The following is a 19959-nucleotide window of genomic DNA, read 5'->3' as shown; positions in this document are numbered from 1 at the left end:
GAAACAAGACATGAACACCCGCTTGACCCGCCGTGGCGCCCTGCTGGGCGCCGGCATCGTGGCAGCACCCGGCCTCGCCCTGGCGCAGGAAGCCAGGGACCTGCGCATCGCGGTGCAGTTCGGCATCACCTACCTGCCGCTGACCGTGGCGCGGGAATTGCGCCTTATCGAGCGCGAGGCCCGGGCTATCGGCCTGCCGGAACCCAACGTCTCCTGGCTGCAGCTGTCGGGGGGCGCGGCCACCAACGACGCGCTGCTGTCCGGCAACCTGGAAATCGCCTCGGCAGGCATCCCGCCCGTGGTGCTGCTCTGGGCACGCAGCCGCAACAACCTCAAGGTCCACGCGCTGGCCTCGCTGGTGGCGGCGCCGCTGTGGCTGAACACCCGCAACCCGGCGGTGCAGACCATCCGCGACTTCGGCCCGCAGGACCGCATCGCCCTGCCGGCCGTACGCGTCTCCTTCCAGGCCATCGTCCTGCAGATGGCGGCCGAGCAGGCCTTCGGCGCCGGCCAGCATGCGCGGCTGGACCCGCTGACGGTCACCCTGTCGCACCCCGATGCCACCGCCGCCCTGATCGGCGGGCGCAGCGAGGTGAACGCGCATTTCGGCAACCCGCCCTTCCAGAACCAGCAGCTGGAACACCCGGGCATCCGCCGCGTGCTGTCCTCCTATGACGTGGTGGGCAGCCGGCATTCGGTCACGCTGCTGTATGCGACCCAGCGTTGGCGCGATGCCAATCCGCGCACCGTCTTGGCCTTCCGCTCGGCGCTCAGCGCCGCCAATGCCTGGATCGTGGCGAACCCGCGCGAAGCGGCTGAGCTCTATGTCCGCGCCGAGCGGTCCAACCTCTCGGTCGATTTCGTCGAAGCGCTGATCCGGCACCCGGACCACCGCTTCAGCATCGAGCCGGAGGGCGTGAAGCACTTCGCCGATTTCCAGCACCGCACCGGTCAGGTGCCGATCCGGCTGGAAAGCTGGAAGGACCTGTTCTTCCCCGAGGCGCATGGCGGCGCGGGCACTTGAGCACCCCCGTCCTGGAACTGCGCGACGTCTCGCTCGGCTATCGCACTGCCACCGGCTGGCTGACAGCCTGCGAGGGGATTTCCTTCTCGCTGGCCGAGGGCGAGCGCCTGATGCTGGTCGGTGCCTCCGGCTGCGGCAAATCCACGCTGCTGGGCGCGGTCGCGGGCTTCCATGCCCCCCATGCTGGACAGTTGCTGCTGGATGGCCGGCCGGTCACGCAGCCAGGGCCGGACCGCATGATGGTGTTCCAGGAATTCGAGCAGCTGCTGCCCTGGAAGAGTGTCGCCGACAACATCGCCTATCCACGCCGACTGGCCGGCACGCCGCGCGCCGAGGGCAGGCGCGAGGCCGAGACGCTGATCGCCCAGGTGGGGCTCACCGGTTTCGCCGACGCCTTTCCCCACACGCTGTCGGGCGGCATGAAGATGCGCGTGGCCATTGCCCGCGCGCTCGCCGCCCGCCCGCGCGTGCTGCTGATGGATGAGCCCTTCGCAGCGCTGGACGCGCTGACGCGGCGCCGCATGCAGGACGAACTGCTGCGCCTGTGGCGCGATTTTGGCTTCACCCTGCTGTTCGTCACCCATGCGATCGAGGAGGCGGTGGCGCTCGGCAGCCGTATCCTGGTGCTGTCGCCGCATCCCGGCCGGGTGCAGGCGGTGCTGGACGTGCCCGACACGCTGGAGGAACGCGCGGCGCTCGAAGCCCGCATCCACCGCCTGCTGCTGCCCGAGGAGGTGGCGTTGCATGCCTGACGGACAGGACCTGCGCCTGCCCGCCACGGCTGCGCCGCCACCCCTGGCCGCCGCCTGGCATGGTATTGCCCGCCGCGCCGCCGTGCTGGTGCTACTCGGCCTGGCCTGGGAGGGCTATGGCCGCTGGATCGCCAACGACCTCGTCTTCCCGACGCTCAGCGACACCCTGGCCGCTTTCTGGCGGCTGACCTTGTCGGGTGAGCTGGCGGCGCGCGCGGCCGTGTCGCTCCAGGTGCTGGGGCTGGGTTATGGCGCGGGGTTGCTGCTGGCCGCGTTGCTGGTGGTGTTCGCGGTGGCCAGCCGTTTCGGCTCCGAGCTGCTCTCCACCCTGACCGCTATGTTCAACCCGCTGCCCGCCATCGCGCTGCTGCCCCTGGCGCTGCTGTGGTTCGGGCTCGGCACGCCGTCGCTGGTGTTCGTCATCGGGCATTCGGTGCTGTGGGCGGTGGCGCTGAACGCGCATAGCGGCGTGCAGGCCATTCCGCCCACCCTGCGCCGGGTGGGCGAGAATCTCGGCCTGCGCGGCTGGCAGCTGACGCTGCGCATCCTCGCACCCGCGGCGCTGCCCGCCATCATCGCCGGGCTGCGCATCGGCTGGGCCTTCGCCTGGCGCACCCTGATCGCGGCCGAGCTGGTCTTCGGCACCACCTCCCGCTCCGGCGGGCTCGGCTGGTTCATCTACGAACGCCGCAACAACCTCGAAATCGCCGATGTCTTCGCCGGGCTGCTGGCCGTGATCGCCATTGGCCTGGTGGTGGAGGGCGTGATCTTCCGGGCGCTGGAGGCGCGCACCGTGCGCCGCTGGGGCCTGCAGCGATAGGAAAAACGCGACCAGCCTGATCGCCGACTGTCTCAACCCCGGCTCCCGTATCAGCAGGCCCCAAGGCGTGGGGCCGTATGCGGGAGCCCTGCCGCGCATCGACGACGCGCGGCCCATTACAGGAAACCCTTCATGACTATCCGTCGCGGCCTGGCCGCATTGGCACTTCTCGCTTCCATCATCGCGCCTGCCCGCGCTCAGAACCTGGATCAGGTCACTATCGGCCTCGGCATCCCGCCCACCGTCACCGATGGCGGCACCTATGCCCTGGCTGAGGAGCTGGGCCTGTTCCGTGCCGAGGGCATCGAACTGCGCCGTGTCGTGCTGTCGGGCGCCGGCGCCATCCTGCCGCAGCTGCTGCAGCGCCAGATCACTTTCGGCTTCCCGCTGGCGGAGACGCTGCTGGCCGCCCACCGGCCCGGCCAAGCGCCGCTGCCCGTCACCTATGTCTACAATGCGGGGCCGACCAATACGCTCGAGATCGCGGTACGGGCGGACAGCCAGATCCGCACCCTGGCCGATCTGCGCGGTGGCAGCGTGGGCGTCGGCGCCCTGACCTGGGGTACCATTCCGCAGACCCGCGCCCTGCTGCGCAGCGTGGGGCTGGAACCCGGCCGCGACGTGCAGATCGTCGCGGTGGGCGTGCTGGGCGCCGGCTTCCATGCCCTGCGGGAAAACCGGGTCCAGGCGCTGAACTTCAACAGTACCTGGATCGACATGCTGGAGCTGGAGGGCACGCCGGCGCGCCGGCTGGAATTCCCGCCCGTCTACCGCCGCATGATCACCAACGGCTTCCTGGTCCATCGCAGCACGATCGACACCAACCCGTCGCTGATCGAGCGCTTCGGCCGCGCCTATGCCCAGGCCGGCATCGCCTGCGACGCCAACCCGCGCGCCTGCGTCGAGGCCTTCTGGCGCCAGAACCCGCAGGCGCGCCCGGCGGACCCTGACAAGGCGCTGCCGGAGAATATCGGCATCATCGAGCGCCGCTTCTCGGCCAACATCCGCGACGAGAACGGCCGCGACCGCGTCTCTGGCCAGTACGACCTGGAGCAGATCCGCGAGTATGTGCGCGAGATGGCCCGCCAGCGCGAATTCGCGACCCCCGACGTGCCGGTGGAGCAGTACTTCACGAACCAGTTCGTGGCGGGCTTCAACCGCTTCGATCGTGCGGCCCTGGTCGCCCGCGCCCGCGCGCTGACCCCTCCGCGGCCGTGAGCGCCGTTCCCCTGTCGCTGTCCGGGGTGGGCTTCGCCTATCCCGGCCGGGAAGTGCTGCGCGACCTGTCCTTCACGGTCGCGGACGGTGAGTTCGTGGCGGTGCTCGGCCCCTCGGGCGGAGGGAAATCCACCCTGCTGCGGCTGGTGGCGGGGCTGCTGCCGCGCTCTGCCGGCGATATCCTGGTGAAGGGCGAACCTGTGCGGCGTCCGCGACAGGATGTCGGCATGGTGTTCCAGAAGGCCACGCTGCTGCCCTGGCGCACCGCGCTGGACAATGTGCTGCTGCCGGCAGGCTTCCGGCGCGGTGCCAGCGCGGCGGAGCTTGAGCGTGCGCAGGCCTTGCTCAAGGCCGTGGGCCTGCCCGACGCGGCGGGGCTGTATCCGTCGCAACTGTCGGGCGGCATGGCCCAGCGTGTGGGCCTGGCCCGCATGCTGCTGCATGACCCCGACCTGCTGCTGCTGGACGAGCCCTTCGCCGCGCTGGATGCGATGTCGCGCGAACGCATGGCGCTGGTGCTGCAGGAGCTGTGGCTCGCCCGCCCCCGCGCCGCTCTTTTCGTCACCCACTCCATCCCGGAGGCGGTGTTCCTGGCCGACCGCATCCTGGTGTTGGCCGGCCGCCCCGCGCGGGTGCTGCTGGACTGGAAGGTGGAACTGCCCCGCCCGCGCCGGCCGGAGACCATGGCCGATCCCCTGTTCAACGAACTGGCGCTGGCCCTGCGCCATGAATTCGACAAGGTGGCGGCATGAAGCGCGCGCTTGCCCTGCTGCCACCGCTGCTGACGCTGGCCCTCATCCTGGGGATCTGGGCGGCCTTCACCGGGCCGACCGGCCTGCCATCCTATCTGCTGCCCAGCCCGTCCCTGGTCGGCGCCGCGCTGTGGTCGGGCCTGGTGACCGAGGGCACCGACTGGCCGCATCTCGCCTTCACCCTGACAGCGACGCTGGTGGGCTATGTCATCGGCAGCATCGGCGCCGTGCTGGTGGGCGCCCTGGTGGCGGAATCGCGGTTGTTCGAGCGTTTCGTCTACCCTTACATCATCGCGATCCAGGCCATGCCCAAGGTGGCTCTGGCGCCGCTGATCCTGGTCTGGTTCGGCTTCGGGCTTGCCTCCAAGGTCGTGCTGGTGGCGCTGATCTGCTTCTTCCCGCTGCTGGTGAACACCATCACCGGCATCCGCGGCGCGGACCGGGAAATGATCGAGATGGCGCGCTCCTTCTCGCGCTCCGGCTGGTTCGTGTTCGTGCATGTGAAGCTGCCGGCGGCGGCGCCCGCCATCATGGCCGGGCTGCAGATCGGCATCGTGCTGGCACTGATCGGCGCGGTGGTGGGGGAGTTCGTCTCCTCCGACCGGGGCGTGGGCTATGTCATCGGCTCTGCCACCGTGAACATGAACGTGGCCGTGATGTTCGCGGGCGTTCTGGAACTCGCCGCCGCCGGCATGGCCGGCAGCACCCTGGTGCGCTGGCTGCACCGGCGTATCGTCTTCTGGGAGGGCAGGCCCTCTCATCCTTCCGCAGAAAGCTGAGACCATGAGCGACGAAAGCCTCGCCTTCCTTCCCGCCTGGCGGCTGCTGGAGCAGCTGCGCGCCGGGCAGATCACTTCCCGTGCCCTGCTGGAGCTGTATCTGCGCCGGGTCGAGCGGCTGAACCCGCGCATCAACGCCGTGATCCACCTGGATGCGGCCCGGGCGCGGGCGGCGGCCGATGCCGCCGATGCCGCCCGCGCGAAGGGCGAATGGCTGGGCCCGCTGCATGGCCTGCCGCTGACCGTGAAGGACACCAACAACGTCGCCGGCTGGCCCTCGACCTGGGGCGATCCGGCGTTGCGCGACAACGTGCCGGCCCGCAGCGCGGAGATCATCCGACGGCTCGAAGCCGCCGGTGCGGTGCTGTTCGGCAAGACCAACATTCCGCTGAACGCGCTGGACTGGCAGAGCTACAACGCGATCCACGGCACCACTCGCAATCCCTGGAACGCCGAGCGTTCCCCCGGCGGCTCCTCCGGCGGGTCGGCGGCGGCGGTGGCGGCGGGGCTGACGGCGCTGGAGCTCGGCAGCGACGCGGGCGGTTCCATCCGCATCCCCGCGCATTTCTCGGGCGTCTATGGCCACAAGCCCACGCCGGGCCTGCTGCCCATCGACGGCACCGGCCGCCCTGGCACCGTGCTGGAGAACGATCTGGTGGTCAGCGGCCCGCTGGCGCGCGGCGTGCGCGATCTGGGCCTGGCGCTGGATGTGCTGGCCGGGCCGGCGGGGCCCGCCGCCCGTGCCTGGCGGGTCGAACTGCCGCCCCCGCGTGGCACCCAGGCGCATGAATTCCGCGTCTCCGTGGTGCTGGATTCCCCGGCGGCCGAAGTGGATGCGGCGTATCAGGCGCTGATCTCGGCCCTGGCGGAGAAGCTGAAGGCGGCCGGTGCCCGCGTGACGTTCAACGCGCTGCCCTTTGCCGACCACACGGCGCATCACGCCACCTATCTGCGGCTGCTGCGCGGCAGCGTTTCCGCCAGGCTACCGGAGGCGGTGTTCACCCAGGCGGTGGCCGCTACGGAGGGCCAGGCGGGCGGCAATGCCAGCTTCTATGTGGCGCAGAGCAATGCCGCCTTCGCGCAGCGCCATCGCGACTGGCTGCTGGCGGAGGAGGCGCGCGCCCGGCTCAAGGCCGACTGGTCAGCCTTCTTCGAGGAATATGACGTGGTGATCGCGCCGGCCTCCACCGTGCCCGCCTTCCCCCTGGACGAACAGCGCCCGCGCGAGGAGCGCACCCTGCGCGTCAACGGACGCGACGCGGACTACAACGACCAGCTGTTCTGGGCGGGCCTCGCCACATTGCCTTCGCTGCCGGCGACATCGGCACCGATCGGCTTCGTCGAGGGGCTGCCGGTGGGCGTGCAGATCGTCGGCCCGTCCCATGAGGATCGCACGACGCTCGCCTTCGCGGCGGTGCTGGAGGCGCTGCACGGATTCGCACCGCCGCCAGGCTTCTGAACTCCGGCTACCGAAGCCCGGCTACTGGGCCAGATTCTCCCGCAGCGTGGTGCCGGCATAGGCCTCGCGCACCAGGCCGCGCGAACGCAGCTCCGGCAGCACATGGGTGACGAAATCGTCGAAGCCGCCCGGCAGGTAGGGCGGCATGACGTTGAAGCCGTCGGCTGCTCCCTCCTCGAACCACCGGGCCAGGGTTCCGGCGATCTGCGCGCCGGTGCCGACCAGCAGCAGATGGCCCTTGGCCCCGGCGGCACGCTGGTAAAGCTGGCGCAGCGTCAGCCCTTCTTCCCGCGCCATGCCGAGGAACAGCGCATGGCGGCTCTGCATGGCGTTGCTCGCGGGCAGTTCCCGCACCGGCTCGTCCAGGGCATGGCCTTCCAGGCTGACGCCCAGCAGGGTCTGCAGATGCGCCAGCCCCACGGCAGGGTCGATCAGCGACTGCATGGCCTCGAAACGGTCCCGCGCCTCGGCCTCCGTCGCGGCGGCGATGCAACTCACGCCCGGCATGATCTTCAGCGCATCGGGCGCGCGGCCGAAATCGGCGGCGCGGCGCCTGATGTCGGCATAGAAGGCCTGGGCGTCCCGCAGATTGGTCTGGGCGGTGAACACCACCTCCGCCTTGCGGGCCGCCAGATCGCGCCCGGGGCCGGAGGAGCCGGCCTGCACCAGCACCGGATGGCCCTGGGCGGAGGGCGCCACGTTCAACGGGCCCGAGACCCGGAAATGCCGCCCCTCATGATGCTGCGCATGCAGCCTGGCGGGGTCGAAAAACACGCCGCCCGCCTTGTCGCGCGGGAAGGCATCCGGCTCCCAGCTCCGCCACAGCTTCTCCACCAGCCCGACGAATTCCTCCGCGCGCTCATAGCGCGCGGCGTGCTCCAACGGTGCGATGCCGAAATTGGCCGCGGCGCTCGCGTCGTGGCTGGTCACGATGTTCCAGGCGGCCCGCCCGCCGCTGAGCAGGTCGAGCGAGGCGAATTGCCGGGCCAGCCGATAGGGATCGAAATAGGTGGTGGAGGCCGTGCCCACCACGCCGAGATGGGTCGTACAGGCCGCGATCGCCGAGAGCAGGGTCAGCGGCTCGAACTGCGCCGCGAAGCGGTTGGCGGTGCGCGACAGCGCCTCCCGGCTCCAGGCGCCGGCCTGCACGCCGTCATTGTCGGCCACGAACAGCATGTCGAAGCGGGCTTCCTCCGCGCGCCGGGCGAGCGTGCGGTAGGAGGCGAAATCGACATGCATGTCCGCCTGTGCCTCCGGCAGCCGCCAGCCGGCGATGTGCTGCCCGCTCGGCAGCACGAACAGGCCAAGTTTCATCTGGCGGGGCATGATCAGTTGTTGCCCGAGGCCGTCGCACCGGAAGCGCGGATGATGCCCGTCCAGCGCGCGCGCTCGGCCTGGCTGAAGGCCAGGAACTCGGCGGGGCGGCTGAACACCACCTCGGCGCCGGCATCTTCCAGGCGGCGGCGGAATTCGGGGGCCTGCGTCACTTGCCGCAGCGCGTCGCTCAGCCGTTGCAGCACGGGTGCCGGCACGCCCGAGGGCGCGAACAGGCCATGCCAGGTGGAGAACACCATGTCCGGATAGCCGGATTCCGCGAAGGTCGGCAGGTCGGGATAGAAGGAGGAGCGCCGGGCTGAGGTCATGGCGATGGGCTTCAGCAGCCCCCCGCGAATACCGGCGCTGACGCCGGTGGTGGCATCGAACAGGATGGGGATCTGCCCGCTGCTGACATCCAGCACCGCGAGCGACGAACCGCGATACGGCACGTGCTGCAGATCCAGCCCCGACAGCGAGGCGAACAGCGCCGCCGCCAGATGGTTGGTCGACCCCACCCCGGCCGAACCGTAGGACACGCCTTGCCGCTGCTCCCGCGCCCATCGCACGAAGCCCGGCACGTCCTCGAACGGCGTCCGGGGATTGGCGACCAGCAGGAAAGGCACGGCACTGACCTGGCCCACCGGCGCGAAGTCCTGCTCCGGCCGGTAGGGCACGCTGGGCAGCAGCGCGTCGATGAAAGTCTGCACCACGGAGTTGAACAGCAGCGTGTGCCCGTCGGGCGCCGAGCGCGCGACATTGCCCGCGCCCACCGTGCCGGAGGCCCCGGCCTGGTTCTCGACATAGACGGGCTGGCCGAGCTGCTCAGCTAGGGCCTGCGCCACGCCGCGCCCGATGATGTCCACATTGCCGCCCGCCGCCCAGGGCACGATGATGCGGATGGGGCGGTCGGGGTATTCGGCGCGCGCGGGGTGAACGAAGGTCTGCGCGGCCAGGGCCAGCGCGAGAACATATCTGAGCATCAGCGGGATTGTCCTGAGGGGGTAAGTCGGGTTCAGGCCTTCTTGAGATTCCAGAAGACCGGGTAGCCGCCGGCAAGGATGTCGGTGACATTGCGGCGATGGGCGGTGCGCGGCAGCACCTGGCCGAGCGGGATGTAGGGAAGGTCATGCAGCGCCTGGCGTTGCAGCTCGGCGCCCAGGCGCTGCTGCGCGGCCTCGTCCGGGGCTTCCAGCCATGCGCTGCGCAGCTCCTCGATGCGCGGCGATTCAGGCCAGCCGGTGCGGCCGGTGGCGCCGTTGCCGCGCAGATATTGATGAAGGCCCGGGTTGAGCTGATCCGCCCCTGCCCAGGTCGTGTGGAAATAGCTCCAGCCGCCCTGGTCCACGGGGTCGCGCTTGGCCAGGCGCTGCTGGGTCGTGCCCCAGTCCTGGGCCTGGAAGTCCACGTTGAAGCCGATGCGGCGGAACAGGTCGGCGCCCACCTCGCCCTCGGCCTTCAGTACCGGCAGGTCCGTGGGCACCAGCACCACCACCCGCTCACCGCGGTAGCCTGCCTGTTCCAGGGCGCGCTTCGCCTGGTCCAGGTCGCGTGGCGCGGTCAGCGCCTCCAGCCCGGCGTCGCTGGCCAGCGGCGTGCCGGGCGGGAAGACGCCGACACCGGTGCGCCAGTAATCGGGATTCTCGCCGGAGGCCGCGAGCACATAGTCCGCCTGGCTCAGCGCCGGCAGCACCGCGCGGCGGATGGCCGGGTTGTTGAAGGGCGCCTGTGCCTGGTTGAAGCGCAGCACCAGGATGGAGCCCGTGGGGTCCAGCACCGAGACGCGGATATGGCGGTTGCGCTCCAGCAGCGGCAGCAGGTCGAAGCCGGGGGCCTCCCACCAATCCACCTCGCCGCGCTGCAGGGCGGCCGCCGCGGTGGAGGCATCGGGCAACACCTGCCACTCCACCCGGTCCACATGCACGATCTTGGGGCCGGCGAGGAAATCGGGGGTGCCGTTTTCGCGCGGGCGGTAATGCTGATTGCGCTCATAGACCAGCCGCGCGCCGGGCACCCGCTCCGCCGCGTTGAAACGGAAGGGGCCGGAGCCCACCAGTTCCGTGATCTGCCGGTATGGGTCGGTGCTGGCGATGCGCTCGGGCATGATGAAGGCCTGGGGCGAGCCCGGCTTGCCCAGCGCGTAGCTGAGCAGCGGGAAGGGCCGCTTCAGCCGGAAACGGATGGTGCGGTCGTCAGGGGCGGACAGCTCGTCGGTCGCGGCGATCAGCGAGTCACCGAAGGAGTCACGCGCGGCCCAGCGCCGGATGCTGGCCACCGCGTCGCGTGCCAGCACCGCCTCGCCATCCTGCCAGCGCAGCCCCTCGCGCAGGCGGATGGACCACTGGCGGCCGTCATTCTCGATGCTGTGGCCCTCCGCCATCTGTGGCTGGATCTGGAAGCGGCTGTCGAGTGCGTAGAGCGTGTCGAAAATCAGCCCGCCATGGTTCCGGCTGACATAGGCGCCGGTCCAGATCGGGTCGAGCACGCCGACATCGGCCTGGGGAACGAAGCGCAGCACGCGGCTGTTCTGCGCCTGGGAGAGCGAGGGGGCCGCCACGGCGCCGGCGGCGGCGAGTAGGGAACGTCGGGTTGTCATGGTCTGGTCTCGTGCGGGGCGCCCAGGGCCGACTGCGGCCACGGGCGCCAGAAAGTCAGGGGAATGCGGGGAGTTTCAGCGGGCGCTGCTGGCCGCTACCCGACATCGGGCCATGGTCGGGTCGAGTTGATTCCGGCATTCACTCATGTGAATTACATTATCAGCGAAAAAATTAAGTGCAAATCTTGTTTGCGCGAAATTTCAGTGCGTAAATGCTGGGCCGCACACGGAGACCATCGCCATGCCCAGCGCAGCCCCCATGCGCGTCTTCCTGCCGCCCGGCCATGCCCGGCACGACCCCGACCGCATTGTCGGCAGCGGCATGGCGGCGCGGCCCTATTTCGAGCGGCCCGGACGGGTGGAGGCGCTGCTGCGCGCCCTGCGGGCGAAGGGGCTGGCGGCCGAGGCACCGCGCGACCACGGAACCGCCCCCATCGCCGCCGTGCATGACGCGGGATACCTCGCCTTCCTTGAGCGTGCCTACGAGGAATGGCGCGCCCAGCCCGGGCGGGAATACGACCTGGCGGTACGCCCGAACGCCTTCGCAGTGCGCCCGCTGCACCGCAGGCCCACCAACATCGCCGGGCTGGCGGGCTGGTATCTCTCGGGTCATGGCGCCCCGGTGCTGGAGCATAGCTGGTCGGCGGCCCTCTCCTCCGCCCATGCCGCGATCGACGCCGCCGATGCCGTACTCGGCGGCGACCCGCAGGCCTATGCGCTGACCCGCCCGCCCGGCCATCACGCCCATGCGGATCTCGCGGGCGGCTTCTGTTTCCTGAACAACGCGGCCATCGCGGCGGAGCGCCTGCGCCAGGGCGGCGTCGCGCGGGTCGGCATCCTCGATATCGACGTGCATCACGGCAACGGCACACAGGCGATCTTCTATGAGCGGGAGGACGTCCATTTCGTCTCGGTGCACAGCGACCCGGCCGGGCTCTACCCCTTCTATGCCGGCTACGCCGACGAGGTGGGCGCGGGGCATGGCACGGCGCTCAACCTGAACATCCCGCTGCCGGCGGGCGCCACGGACAGCCTCTGGCTGGATGCCGTCGAGCGCGGGCTCGATGCCTATGTCGGCATCGACACGCTGGTCGTCTCGCTCGGCTTCGATGCGCAGCGCGGCGACCCGACCGCCAACCTGGCCGTCACAGCCGATGGTTTCCGCGGCGCCGGCCAGCGCATCGCCGCCCTCGGCCTGCCGACCGTGCTGATCCAGGAAGGCGGATATCTGATCGAGACCCTGGAGGCCAATCTCGCGGCCTTCCTGGACGGATTCTTCGGTGCCCGTGCCACGCAGACCCAGCCCCTGGAGGCCACGCCATGAACCACCCGCTCAACTCCTGGGCCGCGCGCGACCAGGCCAGCGTCCTGCATCCCTACACCAACCTCGCCCAGCATGCGGAGACAGGGCCGCTGGTGATCCGGCGCGGCAAGGGCGTGCGCGTGCAGGATGAGGAAGGGCGCTGGTATCTGGAGGGCATGGCCGGGTTGTGGTCGGCCTCGCTGGGCTTCGACGAGCCCCGGCTGGTGGAGGCCGCGACGAAACAGCTCCAGGCGCTGCCCTTCTATCACATCTTCAACGGCCGCTCGCACGAACCCGCGATCGAACTGGCCGAGAAACTGCTCTCCCTGGCGCCGGCGGGGCTGTCGCGCGTGCTGTTCAGCAATTCAGGGTCCGAGGCGAACGACGCGGCGATCAAGCTGGCCTGGCACTACCACCACCTGATCGGCAAACCGCAGAAGCGCAAGATCATCGGGCGGGAACGCGCCTATCACGGCGTGACCATCGCCGCGGCCAGCGCCACCGGGCAGGTCGCCAACCACAACGGCTTCGGCCTGCCGCTGCCAGGCTTTCTGCGCACCGGCAGCGCCAGCCACTGGCACGATGCGCTGCCGGGCGAGAACGAGGCCGATTTCGTCGCCCGGCGTGCGCGGGAGCTGGAGGAGCTGATCGCAGCCGAAGGCGCGGACACCATCGCCGCCTTCATCGCGGAGCCGGTCACGGGCGGCGGCGGCGTCTTCGTTCCGCCCGACGGCTATTTCGCCGCGATCCAGGAAGTACTGCGCCGGCACGAGATCCTGTTCATCGTCGATGAGGTGATCACCGGCTTCGGCCGCACCGGCACGCTGTTCGCCTCGGAACGCTTCGGCCTGCGGCCCGACCTGCTGAGCACGGCCAAGGCGCTCTCGGCCTCCTTCCTGCCGATCTCGGCGCTGCTGGTGTCGGAGAAGATCAACCAGGCGCTGCTGGCCGGCAGCGCGACCCATGGCCCCTTCGCCCACGGCGTGACCTATGCCGCGCACCCGGTCTGCGCCGCCGTCGCGCTGGAGACGCTGCGGCTGTACGAGGAACGCGACATCATCGGCCATATCGCCCAGGTCTCGCCCCTGTTGCAGGACGGGTTGCGCGCCTTGCTGGACCACCCGCTGGTGGGCAACGCCCGCGGCGTGGGGCTGATCGGGGCGGTGGAGATAGTGGCCGACAAGGCGGCGAAGCGGCATTTCGACCCGGCGCTGGGCGTGGGGGCGCGGGTGCAGGCGGCGGCGCTGAAGCGCGGCGTCATCCTGCGCGGCCTCAAGGGCGACGCCATCGCCGCCTGCCCGCCGCTGATCATCCGGCCCGCCGAGATCGAGGAGTTGCTGGGCGCCCTGCGCGGCGCGCTCGACGACGTGCAGGCGTGGCTGGAGGAGCAAGGCCACCACCCCGCGAGGACACAGCCGTGAGCACCCTGATCGACTACCTGGCGCAGAAACGCGAGGCCCTGGAAGGCGTGAAGGCCCGCGCGGCCGAGCCAGGATACAAGCCTGTCTCCATCGACGTCACCGTCACCGCCGAGGGGCGCAGCGGCATCCGCCGCGCCCGTGTGCGCGGCTTCCAGATCGTCAGCGACAGCCCGCCCGATTTCGCGGGCTACGATCTCGGCCCTTCCTCGCCGGAGATCGCGCTCTCCGCCCTGGGCAGCTGCCTGACGCATACTTGGCTGATCCAGGCGGCGGCGCATGGCCTGCCGCTGAAGGCGCTCTCCGTGGAGGTGCATGGCATCCTCGACCCCCGGGCCGGCTCGCCGTGGCATGAGGCGGTGCCGCGCGAGCCGCACGGCCTCGACTACACCGTGCATATCGAGACGGACGCGCCGGAGGCGGCCATCGCCGAGGTGCGGGCGGCCGTCGAGAAGGTCTGTCCCATCCTGAACCTGCTGCGCAACCCACAGACCATCGCCGGGCGTGTCAGCAACGCCTGACAGCGCCGATCACCAGGACAGACAGCCATGAGACGCCGCGCCCTGATCGCCGGCACTTCCGGCCTTGCCGCAGCACCCGCCCTGGCCCAGGGGGCACGTGCGCATACGCTGCGCTTCATCCCGCAGGCCGATGTCACCAGCATCGATCCGCTCAGCACCACCTCCTACGCCGTGCGCAACCACGCGCATCTGGTGTTCGACACGCTGTACGGCATCGACATCGAGGGGCGGCCGCAGCCCCAGCTCGCCGCCGGCCATGTGGTGGAGGACGACGGGCTGCGCTGGACCTTCACGCTGCGCGACGGGCCGACCTTCCATGACGGCGAGAAGATCCGCGCCAGCGACGCGGTAGCCTCGATCCGGCGCTGGCTGCCGCGCGACACCCATGGGCAGACCCTGGCCGCGCGGCTGGACGCCATCCGCGTGCTGGACGACCGGCGCTTCGAGATCCGCCTGAAGCGCCGCTTCGGGGCCTTGCTCGATGCGCTGGCCAAATCCTCCTCCTATCCGGCCTTCATCATGCCGGAACGCTTCGCCGACACGCCGCCGACGGCGCCGATCACCGAGATCGTCGGCTCCGGCCCGTATCGCTTCGTGGCGGAGGAGCGGCGTTCCGGCGCGCTGCTGGTCTATCGCCGCTTCGAAGGCTATTCGCCGACGCCGGCGGGCACGCCCTCGGTCACGGCCGGGCCGAAGCTGGCCGGGTTCGAGCGGGTGGAATGGCACATCATCACCGACCCCTCGACCGCCGCCGCGGCACTCCAGGCCGGGGAGGTGGATTTCTACGAGAGCATCGCGCCCGACCTCCAGGCCCGGCTGTCGCGGCAGCGCGACGTGGTGGTGGACCGGATCGCGACCAACGGCACGGTCGCCATGCTGCGGCCGAACCACCTGCATCCGCCCTTCGACGACCCCGCCGTTCGGCGCGCCGTGCTGCCGGCGTTGAGCCAGGCGGAGTTCATGCAATCCATCCTGGGCGACGACCGCGGCCGCTGGCGCGACGGCGTCGGCCCCTTTCCGGTCGGCAGCCCGCTTGCCTCCGATGAGGGCCTCGCCGCCCTGACCTCCCCACGCAGCCTGGAGCGCGCGCGCGCGGCGCTGGCCGCCACGGGCCGGGCGGGGGCGCGCGCGGTGATGCTGCATGCGGCCGACCAGGTGAACAACTCGGCGCTGACGCTGGTGGCCACCGACCTGTTCCGGAAGATCGGCCTCGACGCGGAGAACGCGACCTCGGACTGGGGCAGCATGCTGCAACGGCGCGGCAACATGAACCCGCCGGAGCGCGGCGGCTGGAATGCCGTGATCGTGCTGTTCGGCGGCGAGGACCTCGCCAACCCCGGCGGCCACCCGCTGCTGCGCGGCAACGGCCGCGACGCCTGGTTCGGCTGGCCCAACTCCGAACGGATGGAGGCACTGCGCGACGAATGGTTCGACGCGCCGGACCTGGCGGCCCGGCAGGCCATCGGCCGGCGCATCCAGGCCACCTTCTTCGAGGAGGTCCCCTACTGGCCGTTGGGCCAGTTCTACGGCGCCAGCGGCTACCGGCGCGGGCTGAAGATCGGCCGCCGCGGCCTCAGCATTCCCCTCAACATCACGCGTGAATCCTGATCGATCCGGAGAGTTTGCGATGAGTATCCTGTCCCTTCCCATCCTCGACCTGTCCCGCCTGGACGGCCCCGACCATGCAGCCTTCCTGGCGGAGTTGCGCGATGCCGCCCGCCGGGTCGGCTTCTTCTATATCGTCGGCCATGGCGTGCCCGACACGCTGGAGCAGGCGCTGCGCCAGGAGGCGCGGGCCTTCTTCGCGTTGCCGGAGGCCGAGAAGCTGGCGGTGGAAATGATCCATTCGCCGCACTTCCGCGGCTATACCCGCGCCGGGCGCGAGATCACCCGGGGCGCGCCCGACTGGCGCGAGCAGTTCGACATCCATTCGGAGCGCGAGACGCTGCCGCAGCCTGCCGGCGCGCCCGGCTGGACCCGGTTGCAGGGGCCCAATCAATGGCCGGCCGCGCAGCCGGCGCTGCGCCCCGCGCTGCTCGCCTGGCAGGCCGCGCTGACCCAGGTGGCCATCCGCCTGCTCTCCGCCTTCGCCGAGGCGCTGGAGCAGCCCCGGGATGCCTTCGAGGACATCACCCGGGACAAGCCGAATCAGGCCATGAAGATCATCCGCTACCCTGGCCGTGCCTCAGGCGAAAGCGACCAGGGGGTCGGTGCCCACAAGGACAGCGGCCTGCTGACGCTGCTGATCCAGGACAGCATCGGCGGATTGCAGGTGCAGGGCGAACAGGGCTGGATCGACGCCTCGCCCATCCCGGGCGCCTTCGTGGTGAATATCGGCGAACTGTTGGAACTGGCCTCCAACGGCTATCTGAAGGCCACGGTGCACCGCGTGGTCAGCCCGCCGGCCGGCAGCGACCGCCTGTCCATCGCTTTCTTCCTGGGCGCGCGGCTGGATGCGGAGGTGCCGCTGCTGGACCTGCCGCCGGAACTGGCCGCCGCCGCGACCGGCCCCACCTCGGACCCGCTGAACCCGCTGTTCCGCAATGTGGGCGAGAACTACATGAAGGGCCGGCTGCGGTCGCACCCGGATGTGGCGGAACGCCACCACGCCGACCTGCTGGTCCGCGCGCCGGCCTAGAGCAGGCTATCTGCGTTCTGGCGCCGTCAGGCGGTGGCCGGCTGGCGCCGGTCGACGTTGTCGAACAGGGCCTGGCGGAAGGTCAGGCCCGCGGCGGGGCGGCGCAGGATGCCGCGCCGCTCCAGCAGGGGCAGCACCTGGGTGGCCACCGCCGCAAAGGAATTGCCGCCCTTCAGCACGAAGCCGTCCGCGGCATGGCGCTCGAACCAGTCGGCCAGTTCGTCGGCAATGCTGTCGGGGGTCCCGATCAGCGTCAGGTGCCCGAACTCGAACACCTGGGACAGCACGCCGCGCAGGGTCGCGCCCGGCCGCGCGAAATAGCGGCGCAGCAGCAGGCCCCGGCTGCGCCGGCGCTCGACCTGGTTCAGTTCCTCTTCGGAGGGGATGGCGCTGGCCGGGATGGGTGCGTCGAGATCCAGCCCGTCGAGCCGGAACAGCGGGGCCTCCCGCACCACCTTGTCGCGGTACTTCAGCAGCGCCTTGTCGGTGAACTGGCTCTGATAGATCGCCTCGGCCTCTGCGGCGGTGCCGGCCACGAAGATGTTCAGCCCGGGCAGGATGCGAAGCGTCGACGGGTCGCGGCCGTGCTCGGCCACACGCCGCTTCAGGTCGCGGTAGAAGGGGATGGCGGTGTCCAGGTCGGGCGTGGCGGCGAACACGATTTCCGCGTGCCGGGCGGCGAAATCCAGCCCTTCTTCCGAGGCGCCGGCCTGGACGATCACGGGGCGGCCCTGCGGCCCGGGCGGGATGTCGAGCGCCTGCTTCACCCGGAAATACTCGCCCGCGAAATCTGCGTTTTCGACCAGGTCGCCGTCGAAACGGTGCCCGGCCTCGGACCAGGAGACCGAGCCCGCCTTCCAGCCATCCCACAGCCGGTAGGAGACCTGCATGTACTCGTCCGCCTTGCGATAGCGTTCGGCCAGCGGCAGCAGCTTGCCGTCGCCGAAATTCTCCTCGCCGTAATAGGAGGTGACGACATTCCAGCTCGCGCGGCCGCCGCTGAGATTGTCGAGCGAGGTGAAATAGCGCGCCACATTGTAGGGCTCGGTGAAGGAGGTCGATTCCGTCACGATCAGCCCGAGCCGGCTGGTGTGCTGCGACAGCGCCGCCAGCAGTGTCAGCGGCTCGAAGCCGGCCCTGGGCCGCATCTCGGATTTCACCTGGTCCAGGCCAAGGAAATCCGGCTTGAAGATCGCATCGAAGCCCGCGCGTTCCGCCAGCTTCGCATGGGCCGCGAAACCCGCGATGCCGAAGCGGTCGGGATGGCGCTGTGCTGCCGGATTCCCGCTGTGGAACATGTTCGGGTCGGCGAAGGCGACGAGGGTGATGCGGTCCTGGCGAGGCATGCGATTCCACTGTCCAAGCAACGGGGGATGTCGCGCCAGCGGGCAACAGCCCTTTGGCGCATGCCGCGATCTTACCACAGTCATGCCTGATGGAATATCCGCCGCGACCGATGAGTGGCTGCCAAAATCACATACATGAATCGTGTTTATGTCACTGGCTTGCAGTGCCGGCTTTGCCGCGGACAGCCATCAGCCTGCAAGGTCTTCCGCAAAGGCCATATCCAAAATAGCACCTTGTGTGCGCTGAATTATCAATCTACATTTCAGTGATGCAATTAACAGCCGATACCGACAGCGTCCTGGTCTGCACGCCCCCCTGCCGGTGTCGAACCTCCGGCCTCTAGGCGCGCCGCGCCATTGCAACCCGCATCGACCATTCCAGGACACCCTGATGAACACCGAGAGACGCAAGCTGGCCCAGCTGTTGGGCATCGGCGCCACCACCCTTGCCTCCAGCCTGCCCGCGCACGGCCGGGCACAGACAGCCCGCCGTGACGGCGGTGAGGTCACTTTCCTGCTCAGCAGCCTCGAAAGCGGCTGGGGCCTGAATGAGCGAGTCGACACCTATACCGGCATCGTCTGGGGCCAGATCGCCGACAAGCTGGTCCATGTCGACGCGCGCGGCCACGCCACGGGCTGGATCGCCGAACGCTGGGACGAGAACCCGACCCAGACCGAATTCGTGCTGCACCTGAAGCGCGGCGTCACCTTCTCGGACGGCACGCCGCTCGACGCGGCCGCGGTCGCCGCCAATATCGAGCTGTGGGCCAAGGGCGACCCGTCGCGCGGCGTGGGCCGCCTCGGCCTGTTTCCCTCCAGCACCTACACCGCCGCCGAGGCGATCGACGCCCATACGCTGCGCGTCCGCTTCTCCGCGCCCACGCTCGGCTTCATCCCCACGCTCGGCTACCACAAGGCGGTGCTGCGCGCGGTCTCCAGCCTCAACCTGCGGCCGAACGAGCTGGGCAACCTGACGAAGCAGCTCGGCAGCGGCCCCTTCACCGTGCGCTCCTGGCAGGAGGGCGACAATGTCGTGCTGGTGCGCCGCCCCGACTACAATTGGGGCCCCAGCGCGATAGAGCACACCGGCCCCGCGAGCCTGGAACGCATCACCTTCAAGGTCGTGCGCGATGCTTCCATCCGGGGTTCCGCGCTGCAGGCCGGCCAGGCGGATGTGGTGCTGAACGTGGCGCCGCAGGAATTCGCCACCCTGCGCGGCCGTGGCCTGAAGGTCGTGGCGCCGGAGAGCCTGGGTTTCGTCAGCGGCTTCGTGGTCAACACCCGCGCGCCGCATTTCTCCGACGTGAAGGTGCGGCAGGCGGTCCAGCACGCGATCAACCGGCAGGAGATCCTGGACACCGTCTTCACAAGCGACTGGAAGCCGGTGACGACCTTCCTGCAATCCAACGTGCCGGAAGCCGCCGATCTGGGCGCGCTGCTGGCCCATGACCCCGCGAAGTCCAGGCGCCTGCTGGAGGAGGCCGGCTGGCGCCCGGGCCCCGACGGCATCCGGGTGAAGGACGGCCAGCGGCTGCGCTTCAACCTGTTCGCCAGCCCCTGGGTCAGCACCTCCCGCCAGGTGGACGAGGTGATCGCGCAGCAGCTGCGCCAGGTCGGCATCTCGGTGAACCTGCAGGTGGTCGACATCTCGACCTACAATGCCCGCGTCCGCGGCAACGACAATGTGCCGCTGATCGAGATCAGCCGCAGCTTCCTCGATGCCGGCGTGGTGGGGAACATCCTGACCAGCGGCCCCGGCGGCGAGGACCTGTTCCGCTACGAGCAGTCCAACGACGAGCTGAATCGCTACGCCGCCGAGATCGCCAACGCGGTGGACCGCGAGCCCCGCGCCGAAACCCTGCGGGCCGTGCAGCGGCATGTGCTGGAACAGGCGCTGTTCATCCCGACCTCCCAGCTGCTGCAGCGCATCTATGTGCAGTCGCCGAAGCTGCGGGGCGAGGTCTACAGCGGCGCCGCCTATCCGCTCTACTACGGCTCCTGGCTCGAGCGCTGACGGCC

At 69.9% G+C, this 19959-nt stretch carries 17 protein-coding genes; 13 read left to right on the top strand and 4 right to left on the bottom strand.

What is annotated here, in order from left to right; genetic code table 11:
• Window positions 1–10 precede the first annotated feature (10 nt).
• The 7 genes from EOD42_RS22040 to EOD42_RS22010 all read left to right on the top strand — a co-directional run bounded on the left by EOD42_RS22040 (window position 11) and on the right by EOD42_RS22010 (window position 6804).
• Window positions 11–1024, top strand: coding sequence for an ABC transporter substrate-binding protein (locus EOD42_RS22040; RefSeq protein WP_127789749.1), 1014 nt, complete (start codon window positions 11–13; stop codon window positions 1022–1024).
• The gene (locus EOD42_RS22035) at window positions 1021–1776 is read left to right on the top strand and encodes an ABC transporter ATP-binding protein (protein WP_240655252.1); all 756 of its coding nucleotides are present in this window, start codon (window positions 1021–1023) and stop codon (window positions 1774–1776) included. Before EOD42_RS22040 ends, EOD42_RS22035 begins: the two co-directional genes overlap by 4 nt.
• Window positions 1769–2596: an ABC transporter permease gene (locus tag EOD42_RS22030; protein WP_127789747.1), complete on the top strand. Its 828-nt coding sequence runs from the start codon at window positions 1769–1771 to the stop codon at window positions 2594–2596. The genes EOD42_RS22035 and EOD42_RS22030 overlap by 8 nt, the downstream gene beginning before the upstream one ends.
• A gap of 132 nt (window positions 2597–2728) precedes the next feature.
• Window positions 2729–3814: an ABC transporter substrate-binding protein gene (locus EOD42_RS26425; protein ID WP_127789746.1), complete on the top strand. Its 1086-nt coding sequence runs from the start codon at window positions 2729–2731 to the stop codon at window positions 3812–3814.
• Entirely contained in the window at window positions 3811–4566 is a 756-nt protein-coding gene (locus EOD42_RS22020) for an ABC transporter ATP-binding protein (RefSeq protein WP_164868072.1), read from the top strand. The genes EOD42_RS26425 and EOD42_RS22020 overlap by 4 nt, the downstream gene beginning before the upstream one ends.
• Window positions 4563–5345 carry an ABC transporter permease gene (locus EOD42_RS22015; RefSeq protein WP_127789744.1) on the top strand — a complete coding sequence of 261 codons (783 nt, stop codon included), beginning with the start codon at window positions 4563–4565 and terminating at the stop codon, window positions 5343–5345. The genes EOD42_RS22020 and EOD42_RS22015 overlap by 4 nt, the downstream gene beginning before the upstream one ends.
• 4 nt (window positions 5346–5349) lie before the next feature.
• A complete protein-coding gene (locus EOD42_RS22010) occupies window positions 5350–6804 on the top strand; it encodes an amidase (RefSeq protein WP_127789743.1) in 1455 nt (484 codons plus the stop codon).
• A gap of 21 nt (window positions 6805–6825) precedes the next feature.
• On the opposite strand, the gene EOD42_RS22005 is transcribed toward EOD42_RS22010, so the two are convergent.
• From EOD42_RS22005 to EOD42_RS21995, 3 genes are read right to left on the bottom strand one after another with little or no spacing between them, the layout of a single operon-like run.
• Window positions 6826–8118: an LLM class flavin-dependent oxidoreductase gene (locus tag EOD42_RS22005; protein WP_240655251.1), complete on the bottom strand. Its 1293-nt coding sequence runs from the start codon at window positions 8116–8118 to the stop codon at window positions 6826–6828.
• Between the two features lie 14 nt (window positions 8119–8132).
• The gene (locus EOD42_RS22000; RefSeq protein ID WP_127789741.1) at window positions 8133–9101 is read right to left on the bottom strand and encodes a Bug family tripartite tricarboxylate transporter substrate binding protein; all 969 of its coding nucleotides are present in this window, start codon (window positions 9099–9101) and stop codon (window positions 8133–8135) included.
• Window positions 9102–9133: 32 nt separating this feature from the next.
• On the bottom strand, window positions 9134–10714 hold the full coding sequence (locus EOD42_RS21995; protein WP_127789740.1) for an ABC transporter substrate-binding protein: 1581 nt from the start codon (window positions 10712–10714) through the stop codon (window positions 9134–9136).
• 241 nt (window positions 10715–10955) lie between these two features.
• Between EOD42_RS21995 and EOD42_RS21990 the strand changes: the two genes are divergently transcribed.
• Genes EOD42_RS21990 through EOD42_RS21970 form a run of 5 tightly spaced genes read left to right on the top strand, consistent with a single transcriptional unit; the run spans window position 10956 to window position 16594 of the window.
• Window positions 10956–12038: a histone deacetylase family protein gene (locus tag EOD42_RS21990; RefSeq protein WP_206020435.1), complete on the top strand. Its 1083-nt coding sequence runs from the start codon at window positions 10956–10958 to the stop codon at window positions 12036–12038.
• Window positions 12035–13438 carry an aminotransferase gene (locus EOD42_RS21985; protein WP_127789739.1) on the top strand — a complete coding sequence of 468 codons (1404 nt, stop codon included), beginning with the start codon at window positions 12035–12037 and terminating at the stop codon, window positions 13436–13438. Before EOD42_RS21990 ends, EOD42_RS21985 begins: the two co-directional genes overlap by 4 nt.
• On the top strand, window positions 13435–13956 hold the full coding sequence (locus EOD42_RS21980; RefSeq protein WP_127789738.1) for an OsmC family protein: 522 nt from the start codon (window positions 13435–13437) through the stop codon (window positions 13954–13956). The genes EOD42_RS21985 and EOD42_RS21980 overlap by 4 nt, the downstream gene beginning before the upstream one ends.
• 27 nt (window positions 13957–13983) lie before the next feature.
• Complete coding sequence (locus tag EOD42_RS21975) at window positions 13984–15564, top strand: ABC transporter substrate-binding protein (protein WP_127789737.1); 1581 nt, start codon at window positions 13984–13986, stop codon at window positions 15562–15564.
• A gap of 19 nt (window positions 15565–15583) precedes the next feature.
• Complete coding sequence (locus EOD42_RS21970) at window positions 15584–16594, top strand: isopenicillin N synthase family dioxygenase (protein ID WP_127789736.1); 1011 nt, start codon at window positions 15584–15586, stop codon at window positions 16592–16594.
• Between the two features lie 26 nt (window positions 16595–16620).
• Here EOD42_RS21970 and EOD42_RS21965 read toward each other — a convergent pair whose 3' ends face one another.
• Window positions 16621–17940 carry an NtaA/DmoA family FMN-dependent monooxygenase gene (locus tag EOD42_RS21965; RefSeq protein ID WP_127789735.1) on the bottom strand — a complete coding sequence of 440 codons (1320 nt, stop codon included), beginning with the start codon at window positions 17938–17940 and terminating at the stop codon, window positions 16621–16623.
• 391 nt (window positions 17941–18331) lie between these two features.
• Between EOD42_RS21965 and EOD42_RS21960 the strand changes: the two genes are divergently transcribed.
• Entirely contained in the window at window positions 18332–19954 is a 1623-nt protein-coding gene (locus EOD42_RS21960) for an ABC transporter substrate-binding protein (RefSeq protein ID WP_127789734.1), read from the top strand.
• Window positions 19955–19959 lie beyond the last annotated feature (5 nt).

The organism is Rhodovarius crocodyli (assembly GCF_004005855.1).
GTDB classification, from domain to species: domain Bacteria; phylum Pseudomonadota; class Alphaproteobacteria; order Acetobacterales; family Acetobacteraceae; genus Rhodovarius; species Rhodovarius crocodyli.
Note: the sequence above shows the minus strand (reverse complement) of the source record. Positions and strands in the feature narration are given on the sequence as shown.

Coding starts and splice junctions, on each gene's coding strand:
- EOD42_RS22040 (WP_127789749.1), top strand. CDS start 11: ATGAACACCCGCTTGACCCGCCGTGGCGCCCTGCTGGGCGCCGGCATC.
- EOD42_RS22030 (WP_127789747.1), top strand. CDS start 1,769: ATGCCTGACGGACAGGACCTGCGCCTGCCCGCCACGGCTGCGCCGCCA.
- EOD42_RS26425 (WP_127789746.1), top strand. CDS start 2,729: ATGACTATCCGTCGCGGCCTGGCCGCATTGGCACTTCTCGCTTCCATC.
- EOD42_RS22015 (WP_127789744.1), top strand. CDS start 4,563: ATGAAGCGCGCGCTTGCCCTGCTGCCACCGCTGCTGACGCTGGCCCTC.
- EOD42_RS22010 (WP_127789743.1), top strand. CDS start 5,350: ATGAGCGACGAAAGCCTCGCCTTCCTTCCCGCCTGGCGGCTGCTGGAG.
- EOD42_RS22005 (WP_240655251.1), bottom strand. CDS start 8,118: ATGAAACTTGGCCTGTTCGTGCTGCCGAGCGGGCAGCACATCGCCGGC.
- EOD42_RS22000 (WP_127789741.1), bottom strand. CDS start 9,101: ATGCTCAGATATGTTCTCGCGCTGGCCCTGGCCGCGCAGACCTTCGTT.
- EOD42_RS21995 (WP_127789740.1), bottom strand. CDS start 10,714: ATGACAACCCGACGTTCCCTACTCGCCGCCGCCGGCGCCGTGGCGGCC.
- EOD42_RS21990 (WP_206020435.1), top strand. CDS start 10,956: ATGCCCAGCGCAGCCCCCATGCGCGTCTTCCTGCCGCCCGGCCATGCC.
- EOD42_RS21985 (WP_127789739.1), top strand. CDS start 12,035: ATGAACCACCCGCTCAACTCCTGGGCCGCGCGCGACCAGGCCAGCGTC.
- EOD42_RS21975 (WP_127789737.1), top strand. CDS start 13,984: ATGAGACGCCGCGCCCTGATCGCCGGCACTTCCGGCCTTGCCGCAGCA.
- EOD42_RS21970 (WP_127789736.1), top strand. CDS start 15,584: ATGAGTATCCTGTCCCTTCCCATCCTCGACCTGTCCCGCCTGGACGGC.
- EOD42_RS21965 (WP_127789735.1), bottom strand. CDS start 17,940: ATGCCTCGCCAGGACCGCATCACCCTCGTCGCCTTCGCCGACCCGAAC.
- EOD42_RS21960 (WP_127789734.1), top strand. CDS start 18,332: ATGAACACCGAGAGACGCAAGCTGGCCCAGCTGTTGGGCATCGGCGCC.